Annotated in this window: 9 protein-coding genes, 2 tRNA genes and 1 rRNA gene; 9 read left to right on the top strand and 3 right to left on the bottom strand. The window is 33.0% G+C overall.

The genetic code is table 11. The features are described from left to right. Window positions 1-3 precede the first annotated feature (3 nt). The 7 genes from rrf to ACFX5D_RS15645 all read left to right on the top strand — a co-directional run bounded on the left by rrf (window position 4) and on the right by ACFX5D_RS15645 (window position 4973). Window positions 4-113, top strand: a 5S ribosomal RNA gene (gene rrf / locus ACFX5D_RS15675). Window positions 114-179: 66 nt separating this feature from the next. Further along, window positions 180-252: transfer RNA gene (locus ACFX5D_RS15670), tRNA-Phe, on the top strand. Between the two features lie 6 nt (window positions 253-258). Continuing rightward, a tRNA-Leu gene (locus ACFX5D_RS15665) sits at window positions 259-344 on the top strand. A 624-nt stretch (window positions 345-968) separates the two neighbouring features. After that, window positions 969-1220 (top strand): hypothetical protein, encoded by a 252-nt coding sequence (locus ACFX5D_RS15660; RefSeq protein WP_379859139.1) that lies wholly within the window; start codon window positions 969-971, stop codon window positions 1218-1220. Between the two features lie 157 nt (window positions 1221-1377). Beyond that, a complete protein-coding gene (locus tag ACFX5D_RS15655) occupies window positions 1378-1662 on the top strand; it encodes a two-component regulator propeller domain-containing protein (RefSeq protein ID WP_379859141.1) in 285 nt (94 codons plus the stop codon). A gap of 453 nt (window positions 1663-2115) precedes the next feature. Further along, complete coding sequence (locus tag ACFX5D_RS15650) at window positions 2116-3735, top strand: amidase (protein ID WP_379859138.1); 1620 nt, start codon at window positions 2116-2118, stop codon at window positions 3733-3735. A gap of 287 nt (window positions 3736-4022) precedes the next feature. Then, window positions 4023-4973, top strand: coding sequence for an NAD(P)H-dependent flavin oxidoreductase (locus ACFX5D_RS15645; RefSeq protein ID WP_379859140.1), 951 nt, complete (start codon window positions 4023-4025; stop codon window positions 4971-4973). 59 nt (window positions 4974-5032) lie between these two features. On the opposite strand, the gene ACFX5D_RS15640 is transcribed toward ACFX5D_RS15645, so the two are convergent. The 3 genes from ACFX5D_RS15640 to ACFX5D_RS15630 form a co-directional block, all read right to left on the bottom strand. Continuing rightward, complete coding sequence (locus ACFX5D_RS15640) at window positions 5033-5689, bottom strand: endonuclease III domain-containing protein (RefSeq protein ID WP_379859137.1); 657 nt, start codon at window positions 5687-5689, stop codon at window positions 5033-5035. 4 nt (window positions 5690-5693) lie between these two features. Further along, complete coding sequence (gene msrB, locus ACFX5D_RS15635; RefSeq protein WP_379859136.1) at window positions 5694-6083, bottom strand: peptide-methionine (R)-S-oxide reductase MsrB; 390 nt, start codon at window positions 6081-6083, stop codon at window positions 5694-5696. A 79-nt stretch (window positions 6084-6162) separates the two neighbouring features. Next, window positions 6163-7029, bottom strand: a complete 867-nt coding sequence (locus ACFX5D_RS15630; RefSeq protein WP_379859135.1) for an alpha/beta fold hydrolase — start codon at window positions 7027-7029, stop codon at window positions 6163-6165. Window positions 7030-7206: 177 nt separating this feature from the next. On the opposite strand from ACFX5D_RS15630, the gene ACFX5D_RS15625 reads away from it, so the two are divergent. After that, window positions 7207-8628, top strand: a complete 1422-nt coding sequence (locus ACFX5D_RS15625) for a glycogen synthase (RefSeq protein WP_379859134.1) — start codon at window positions 7207-7209, stop codon at window positions 8626-8628. Further along, window positions 8625-9905: a glucose-1-phosphate adenylyltransferase gene (locus tag ACFX5D_RS15620; RefSeq protein ID WP_379859133.1), complete on the top strand. Its 1281-nt coding sequence runs from the start codon at window positions 8625-8627 to the stop codon at window positions 9903-9905. Before ACFX5D_RS15625 ends, ACFX5D_RS15620 begins: the two co-directional genes overlap by 4 nt. The last annotated feature ends 39 nt before the right edge of the window (window positions 9906-9944 follow it).

The raw sequence follows: 9944 nt of genomic DNA, 5'->3' as shown, positions 1-9944 counted from the left end.
TCTTAAGGTGGTTATTGCGGCGGGGCTCACCTCTTCCCATCCCGAACAGAGTAGTTAAGCCCGCCTGCGCAGATGGTACTGCAGTTATGTGGGAGAGTATGTCGTCGCCTTTCTTTGAAAACCCCGTTCTAATGAACGGGTTTTTTTATTCATACTTTGCATCATAAGCAAAGTAGAATGGTACCTTAGCTCAGATGGTAGAGCAATGGACTGAAAATCCATGTGTCCCTGGTTCGATCCCTGGAGGTACCACAAAATGCTCGGATGGTGAAATTGGTAGACACGCTGGACTTAAAATCCAGTGAACAGCAATGTTCGTGCGGGTTCAAGTCCCGCTCTGAGTACAAAAGACTTCATTAGTTTAAAACTGATGGAGTTTTTTATTTATAAATAGTGTGCGATATTAGCTATTTATTATGAGAAAATTTAAGTTAATTTTACCTTGGAGATTCTGTAGTCGCTTTTCTATATTTTAAACTTATTTCAGATTCTATTAAATCTTATTTCTTTAGTTGAATAGGAATTTTTGTTTATAAACGTTTTTTAATATTGGTAGGTTTCAACTTTTAAATGTAGTATTTTTAGCTAAAACATTTAAGATTAAATTGAAATTAAAAGTAATTATTGTTGGCGATGAAGCCTATAAAATTAGTTTTCTAAGAAAATTATGTAGTCTTAATTTTAGCGAAAAAATATAAATTATTGATGAATGTAACTCCGTTCAGAAAGTAGTTACTTCAATAAAAAAACACAATCCTGATATTGTTTCTTTAAATATTCAAATGCAAGATAAAAATGGCTTTGAACTTTTTAAATATTTTTAAACTATAGTATTTGAAACTATTTTTACAACAACTTATAAAGAATATGCCATAGATGCTATTAAAAATAGTGCTATAGATTATCTTATTAAACCCATTACTATTGGCGATTTTAAATTAGCAATTGCTCGAGTTGAAGAAGCCAAAGTGGTTAAAATTAATTTGGATCGTTACAAGTTATTAGCGGCGAACATTGCTAATCAGAATGCAGGGAAAGAAAGAATTGTTTTCCCTTCAAAAACTGGTTTTGAAGGTGTCCAAACCGATACCATTGTATTTTGTAAATCGGATGGAGCTTATACTACAATTCATACTTTGGACAAAAAACACTTTACTTCTAAATCATTTAAGGATTCTTGTGAATTGCTTCATTCACCCAATTTTTTTGTGAGTTTATAGAAGCTTTCGAATTAATGTCAAATTTGTAATTAGCTTCAGATCTGATGAATTTATTTTAGAAATGATTACTGATGATAAAATTGCTGTTTCAGATAAATCATTTTCCAAATAAGAATTAAATGATGCAATTTCTAAATGAGTTAATACTTTTTTTCATATTTTCTTTTGGGATAGTATTCCCTCCAAGTATTATTCTAATATCGTTGGTTTAACTAGTAATGCAGTTCGCTCACTGTTTTTGGATTCAAAAAATATTTTATGGTTTGGAACTGAAAATGGTGTTTCCAAAATGGAGAATGGATCTTTTTCTACTTTTAATGAAATTGATGGTTTGGATCATAACGACAGTTGGGATTTTCATCATGATAGTAATGGAAACATGTGGTTTATGCTGTACCCATTTTTGATACCGAAAACGCAACGATTTAAGATGAATTTTTAGTTTGATATTCTATTATCTTGGTTAAAAAGAGATAACTTTTGACTATTTTAAAAAGCAAAAAAAGTTTTTCTGATTTTATGCCACTTCTTTTTTGCAATAATTATTATTAGGCGTTCCATAATCTCGTGACTGATGAAGTCGCAGTGTATTATAAAATTTCAAATTTTCTTTGCGTTCTCTTTAAAGGCTGATTCCGTTACTATATGCTTGTAAATATACATTCTCAGATTTGAGTGTCCTCCATAATCTTTCTATAAAAATGTTGTCAATAGCTCGTTCTTTACCGTCCATAAAAATTTTTATTCCATTGTTTAATAGTATGCTGTATCCATTTTTCAGAGAGAAATCTAAACTTTAACATTTGTTCCAATTAATAGGTTATTTTATTTGGCGAAAAAAAACTACTTTAGTTTCTTGTTTTATAAATCGCTAACCAAATAAATAATTTAATCTATGAAAAGAAGATCTTTTTTAACTACTGCAACTCTTGCTTCAGCAGGGTTTACTACACTTTTAGGTACCGGTTGCACCTCCAGCACCAAAAAGAATGAAGATTCAGTATCAACAGAAGATTCTAATGAAGCCTTTGAACTGGATGAAGAAACCATCGGCAGTTTGAGAGAGAAATTAACTTCCGGAAAATATACTTCGGAACAATTAGTACAATTGTATTTGAAGCGCATTGAAGCTGTAGATAAAAATGGACCTCAATTGAATTCGGTTATCGAAATTAATCCAGATGCAGTTATTATTGCTATTGCAATGGATAAAGAATTGAAGACAGGTAAGATCAGAGGACCTTTGCACGGTATTCCAGTTTTGATAAAAGACAATATTGACACTGCCGATAAAATGCAAACAACTGCAGGATCTTTGGCAATGGCAGGGAATATTGCTTCAAAAGATGCTTTTGTAGTTAAAAAACTAAGAGAGGCTGGAGCAATAATTATTGGTAAAACCAATTTGAGTGAATGGGCAAATTTTCGTTCAACCCAATCGTGTTCAGGATGGAGCAGCAGAGGCGGTCAGACTAAAAATCCTTATATTTTAGATCACAATCCATGTGGCTCCAGTGCAGGTTCAGGTACTGCTGTGTCAGCCAATCTTTGCGTAATTGCTGTCGGAACAGAAACGGATGGTTCTGTGGTTTGTCCAGCTTCCGTTAATGGTGTTGTAGGTATTAAACCAACAGTTGGTTTGGTTAGCAGATCTGGAATAATTCCTATTTCAAAAACACAGGACACTGCAGGGCCAATGGCTAGAACCGTAACTGATGCTGCCATTTTATTAGGAGCAATGGCTGCAATTGACCAAGATGATACTGTAACGCTTGAAAGCAAAGGAAAGGCTCAAAAGGATTATACGAAGTTTTTAGATGTTAACGCTTTGAAGGGCAAGCGTATAGGAATTGAGAAAAAACCACAAGGCGATAATAAATATATTAATGCACTTTTAGAAGATGCCGTCAACCTCTTAAAAAAACAGGGCGCTATCATTATCGAAATTGACTATCTAGATAAAATTAATGCGTTAGGTCAAGCCGAATTCGAAGTCCTCCAATACGAATTTAAAGATGGATTAAATAAATATTTGGCTAAAGCCAATGCTAAAGTAAAGACTTTGAAAGAAGTAATTGTCTTTAATAAAAGCAATGAAGATAAAGCTATGCCTTATTTCAAGCAAGAAACACTGGAAAGTTCTGATGCAAAAAAAGGATTAGATGACAAGATATATGTGGATGCATTGGCAAAAAGTTTTGAGGGAAGTAAAAGTATTCTAAATTCGGTTTTCAAAGAAAATAAGTTAGATGCCATTTGCGGAATAACAATGGGTCCAGCATGCAGTATTGATATGATTTATGGAGACCGCTGGGGATACGCCTTGACAACTCCCGCTGCGGCAAGTGGATATCCGCATATTACTGTTCCTTGCGGAATGGTTTATGATTTGCCTGTTGGATTATCCTTTTTTTCAACACCTTATACAGAAGGTAAATTGATAGGATTGGGATTTGCATATGAGCAAGCTTCTAAAAAACGATTAAAACCAGCTCTTAAGCTTTCTTTTTTATAAAATAGCAATAATCAATTGAAGGTAAAGCGTCATCGACACTATGCCTTCAATTTTTTTTAATACTTGGAAATTTAATTAATAGGTCACTCTTGACGATTGGTTCTTTTTCAGAAAGATCATCTACGAATAAAATCAAATTTTCTGATTTTTCTTAATGCAGTTGAAAAGCAAAAATGGGAATGAAATTCTGCCTTTTCTAGATTTTAATCACTTATTCTGTTTTAATTTCAAATACTAGGCATGCATAGTATATTTTGCTATATTTGTTTTCAATAAAATTGTAAATGATGATAAAACCTATGCTAACTTCCCTTTTGAATATTAATCGTCCACTGATTATGGCTCCAATGTTTTTAGTTTCGAATACTAAAATGGTTATTGAAGGAATGAAATCGGGTGTTGCGGGTTGTATTCCTGCATTAAATTATCGCACATTAGAGGAATTACGTACTTCAGTTATTGAACTTAGAGTTGCTAAAGTTGCTGGTGGGAGTTTTGGTTATAATTTAATTGTAAATAAATCAAATATCAGATACAAAGATCAATTGGCTGTATTATGTGAGGAAAAAGTAGATTTTATAATTACTTCTTTAGGTTCACCTGAAGAGACTATTAAGCAAGCTCATAAGGTAGGAATTAAAGTCTTTTGTGATGTTACCGACTTGGCTTTTGCCAAAAAAGTGGAAAGTTTGGGTGCGGATGCTTTAATAGCTGTCAATAATCTGGCGGGTGGTCATAGAGGTAATCTTGGTCCAGAGGAACTGATTAAAGAATTAGATTTAAATACGTCATTACCTGTTATTTCTGCAGGTGGTGTTAGTACTAAAAAAGAGCTAGAAAAAATGTTATCCTATGGTGCGGTAGGTGTATCTGTGGGTAGTCCTTTTATCTCCTCATTTGAATCTGGAGTTTCACAGGAATATAAACAAGCTTGTGTTGATTATGGTGCAAAAGATATTGTTTTGACCGAGAAAATATCAGGTACGCCATGTACCGTTATTAATACGCCTTATGTTAAAAAAGTGGGGACCAAACAAAGTTGGTTAGAACAAACTTTAAATAAAAATAAAACTTTAAAAAAATGGGTAAAGATGATTCGATACATGATAGGATCAAATGCAGTTATTAAAGCCGCCACTGAAGTTACTTACAAAACGGTTTGGGTTGCTGGTCCAACTATTGAAAACACTACTGAAATAAGTGCTGTATCTAAAATAATTGATAAGTTATGTTTGTAATTTTTTAGAGATTTTTAGCTATAATTAAAAAAGATTCCATTTAATCAAATACGATTTGATTAAATGGAATCTTTTTTAAAAACAGTATTGTAATAATTACAAACTTCATTAATTGGGCATTCTTCACATTTGGGCTGTGGTCGACAAATTTCTCTTCCCAGAAATGAAATAGCCATTCCAATTTCGCCCCAAATTTCTTTTGGTATCACTTGCATAAGCTGTTTTTCGGCTTTAATGCCATCATTGGTTTCGGTAATTAAGCCAATTCTTGGGGCTACGCGAATAACATGTAAATCGGCTATAATACCATCTGCTGGAACTTTTGCTTCTCGCATGATGACATTAGCTGATTTTCGACCGATGCCTTTTAGAGCAACTAAATCGTCCATAGTAAGCGGAATATTTTCGTCTTTTTTAACGATTTGAGCAATTTCAAGTAGCCATTTGGCTTTATTGCCAAAATTCCTAACATTGGAGATATAAGCAATTAGCGCATCAAAATTTGATACGGCCAGACTTTCCATATTAGGATACCCTTCAAATAAAGCAGGAGCTATTTTATTTATATGGGCATCAGAGTCTTGAGCGGATAGAACAACCATCACCAAAAGCTGGTACAAATTGTGATGGTCTAACGGATGTTTTCTACCTTTGTATTTTGTTAGAATAGGCTCTAGTTTCGTAGCCCAATCAGTTGAGTTTCCAAATAAATCCATGGCACTATTCTTTAAAGTCCACTGATAAGGAATTTACACAATATCGTTGCCCGGTTTTAGTTGGTCCATCATCAAATACATGCCCAAGGTGACTACCACAATTTGCACAAAGTATTTCCGTGCGTTTCATACCGTGTGTAACATCCGAAATATATTCAACTTTTCCAGGAATTGATTCATCAAAAGACGGCCAACCACAATGCGCATCAAACTTGGAATTACTATCAAATAAAGGTTCTCCGCATGCTCCACAGCAGTAAGATCCTTTTTCGTAATGCAAATTGTAGGTTCCTGTATGTGGATATTCAGTGCCTTTTTGACGAAGAATTCTGTAGCGTTCTTCTCCCAATTGCTCTTTCCATTCTTGTTCTGTTTTTTCTAAAGGATATTTCATTTTTTATTAATTTTATTAAAAAATTATTAGTATTTATACTTCATCCACAAAATTATAAAATTTAATCATTGTAAATCAGTCATTTATTCTCGATAAATTGAACTGTTTTTTCAATTACTTTAGAATTACCTAAGATCTTTCTATGACCTAATCCGTCAGTTACTAATAATTCACCATTTTTCAGGTATTTGTGAATGTGTATCCCAGCTTTTACTGGAACTTCCGTGTCGTTGTTATCATGTATTACCAGAACAGGAATAGCAGTTTCTTTCGCAGCTAAATAAGCAGAATAGCTATTCATATCCTCGTTGTATTTCTTTTCGAAAAATTGACGTAAACGAGTGCTTATTTTCGGATTCAATTCTAATTTTGCCACAAAATCATCCATTATATCTTGAATAATATCGCCACTGCCAATAACAACAGCGTGATTTACTTTAAGTCCTTTCTTTATGGCATTCAAAACCGACATTCCACCCAATGAATGACCAACAGCAGCTTCAAAAGGTCCAAATTGCTTATCAATTTCTAAAATTGTTGCAATAAAATCAACCATAATAGTCGTTTTTCCCGGTGATTTTCCATGTGCGGGTGCATCGAAACTAATGGTGGAATATCCCGCTCTAAGTAATTCATCTGCTATTTTGAATAATTGAGTTCCTCTTCCAGACCAGCCGTGAACTAATAATACTTTCTTATCACTTTTTCCATAATTATAAACCATGACCTCTTTTTTGATTGCCGGAACAGGAATCAATTTTTGAATGCTTTTATGGTCCATCTCTAATTCCCTTTTAGGAATTTTATGTTTTATAGGCGTTGTGAATAATTTTGCGGCAAATAAAGTTACCAATTTTTGAGAAATAATAGAGAAAAATTTACTTGTTAGTATGATAAATCTAGGAATTTTCAATGATTGAGTATGAATAGAAGTTTTTTTTGTCATTACAATAAATTTTCAAGGATGATACTATTTTATTTATTTTTGACTAAATTTAGAAAAACATAAAAGTAGTATTTTTTCTAAAAAAATTAATGAATTCTTAGCATTTACTCAAAAGTAAATGAAGTAATAAAATTTAGTATTGTTTCATCAATAATTATTGAACAAAAAATTTCATAAATGGAAATATTTCATATCAGTGCAGAATGTTACCCGGTGGCAAAAGTTGGAGGTTTAGCCGATGTTGTAGGGGCATTGCCAAAATATCAAAATAATGCGGGTTATCAGGTAAGAGTTGTGATGCCGTGCTATGATACCAAATTTAGGAAGGAGAATGAGTTTGAATGCGTTCACTGGGGACATTTGAAATTAGGTAATTTTAATTTTCCGTTTAATATCCTCAAAGAGAAAACAGATAAGTTAGAATTTGAACTGTATTTAGTAGAAATTCCGGAACTTTTTGACAGAAAAGAAGTTTATGGTTATGAAGATGATATTGAACGCTTTTTGTCTTTCCAAATTGCTGCTTTAGATTGGATTATTAGTAGAAACGAGATTCCAGATGTTATCAATTGTCACGATCATCATACCGGATTAATTCCCTTCATGATGTTATATTGCGATAAATATCAAAAATTACGAAATACGCCTAGTATGATTACCATCCATAATGGTTTATATCAGGGACAGTTTGGTTTTGACAAATTATATTATTTACCAGAATTTGATTTTGCACACGTCAAAGTTTTAGAATGGGACAATTGTATCAATTCTTTGGCTGTAGCAATAAAGTGTGCCTGGGCTGTAACGACAGTTTCACCAAATTATTTGAATGAAATAAATTATTCGGCTAATGGTTTAGAATCTTTATTTAATTTAGTACGATATAAGTCAAAAGGAATTTTGAATGGAATCGACATAGAAGTTTGGGATCCGGCAACTGATGCAATGTTAGAAAAAAACTATTCGCTTAAAAATTTCGAAAAAGGGAAACAGGAAAATAAAGAAAAATTGTGTAATCTCTTTAATTTAGACCCAAGTAAACCATTGTTTAGTTTCATTGGAAGATTATTAGAAGAAAAAGGGGGAGATTTATTACCGCACGCTTCGGCACTTGCATTGTCTGAAAATTTTCAAGAACTTAATATTTTGATTTTAGGCTCTGGAAATGCGGTAATAGAAACCCAATTAAATAGTTTATTGTCTGATTATAAAGGAAACTACAATACTTATATTGGATATAATGAAGAATTAGCCCATTTAATTTATGCTGGTTCTGATTTTTTACTAATGCCTTCAAGAGTCGAACCCTGTGGCTTGAACCAAATGTATTCCCTGCGCTACGGAACAATTCCCATTGTCCGACGAACAGGAGGATTGAAAGATACGGTGATTGATTTTGGTGATGATGGAAACGGTATTTGCCATGACCAGGCAAGCGTAGGTGATATTTGTTATTCTATACAAAGAGCGGTAGATTTATTTCAAGATAAAAAAAGTTTAAATAAAATTAGAGAAATAGGGATGAAGACAGACCATTCTTGGGGTAGAGTTTGTCAAGAGTACATAGAGATATATAATTTAATAATTAGTAAGAAATGAAAGCTAAAAAGAAAAATGTCATTGCAATTATTTTAGGTGGAGGACAAGGTTCCAGATTATATCCATTAACAGAAACGAGGTCCAAGCCCGCGGTACCCATAGGAGGTAAATATAGATTGGTTGATATTCCAATTTCAAATTGTATGAATTCAGATATTTATAGAATGTTTGTATTAACGCAATTTAATTCCGCTTCCTTGAATGCTCATATAAAGAACACGTATAACTTTAGTATTTTTAGTCATGCTTTTGTTGATATTCTTGCAGCGGAACAAACCCCTGATAATCCAACATGGTTTCAAGGAACTGCAGATGCCGTAAGACAATGTATGCCTCATTTTTTAAATCATGATTTTGATTATGCACTAATACTTTCAGGAGATCAGTTGTACCAAATGGATTTCAATGAAATGCTTGAGGCTCATATTTTGAAGGATGCTGATATTACAATTGCAACACTACCAGTAAATGACAAAGATGCACCTGAATTTGGAATTTTAAAAACTAATTCCGAAAGTTGTATCGAGTCCTTCATTGAAAAACCAGCCAAAGAACTTTTACCAGACTGGAAATCAGATGTGAGTGAGCAGATGAAAAGCGAAGGGAAAGACTATTTGGCGTCCATGGGTATCTACATTTTTAACAAAAAATTGTTGGTCGAGATTATGTCTAATAAAGAAACAAAAGACTTTGGTAAAGAAATTATACCACAGGCCGTTGGTAATAAAAAGATATTAAGTTACCAGTACGAAGGCTACTGGACTGATATTGGTAATATTGATTCGTTTTTTGAGGCTAATATTGGATTAACAGATGATTTGCCAAAATTTAATCTATTTGATAATGATAATAAAATATTTACAAGGCCAAGATTGTTACCACCTTCAAAATTCCAGAAGACTATAGTTGATAGATCATTAATTTCGGAAGGCTGTATTTTGAATGCCAAAGAAATTAATCGCTCGGTGATAGGTATTCGATCCAGAATAGGGGAAGGAACCATTATTCAAAATAGTTATGTGATGGGAAATGATTTCTATCAGAATATATGTGATATTAATGAGGATATAACGGAAGGCAGGCAATTAGTCGGAATTGGCGAAAGATGCTTTATAAGTAATGCGCTTGTTGATAAAAATTGTAAGATAGGTAATGATGTTTATATACATGGTGGTAGTCATTTAGAAGATTTTTCGAATGAATTGTATGCCATTAAAGACGGAATTGTTGTTATCAAAAAAGGTGCAGTTATACCTGACAATTATATCATAAAGTAGAGTAAGAAACTGTTTTTTTATTAAAATTAATATTCTGTT

Origin of the sequence: Flavobacterium fructosi (assembly GCF_042787335.1) — a bacterium.
Lineage (GTDB): Bacteria > Bacteroidota > Bacteroidia > Flavobacteriales > Flavobacteriaceae > Flavobacterium > Flavobacterium fructosi.
Note: the sequence above shows the minus strand (reverse complement) of the source record. Positions and strands in the feature narration are given on the sequence as shown.

What these genes read in the sequence shown, in the direction of transcription:
- ACFX5D_RS15650 (WP_379859138.1), top strand. Translation starts at nt 2,116, where the DNA reads ATGAAAAGAAGATCTTTTTTAACTACTGCAACTCTTGCTTCAGCAGGG.
- ACFX5D_RS15645 (WP_379859140.1), top strand. Translation starts at nt 4,023, where the DNA reads ATGATAAAACCTATGCTAACTTCCCTTTTGAATATTAATCGTCCACTG.
- ACFX5D_RS15640 (WP_379859137.1), bottom strand. Translation starts at nt 5,689, where the DNA reads ATGGATTTATTTGGAAACTCAACTGATTGGGCTACGAAACTAGAGCCT.
- msrB (WP_379859136.1), bottom strand. Translation starts at nt 6,083, where the DNA reads ATGAAATATCCTTTAGAAAAAACAGAACAAGAATGGAAAGAGCAATTG.
- ACFX5D_RS15630 (WP_379859135.1), bottom strand. Translation starts at nt 7,029, where the DNA reads ATGACAAAAAAAACTTCTATTCATACTCAATCATTGAAAATTCCTAGA.
- ACFX5D_RS15625 (WP_379859134.1), top strand. Translation starts at nt 7,207, where the DNA reads ATGGAAATATTTCATATCAGTGCAGAATGTTACCCGGTGGCAAAAGTT.
- ACFX5D_RS15620 (WP_379859133.1), top strand. Translation starts at nt 8,625, where the DNA reads ATGAAAGCTAAAAAGAAAAATGTCATTGCAATTATTTTAGGTGGAGGA.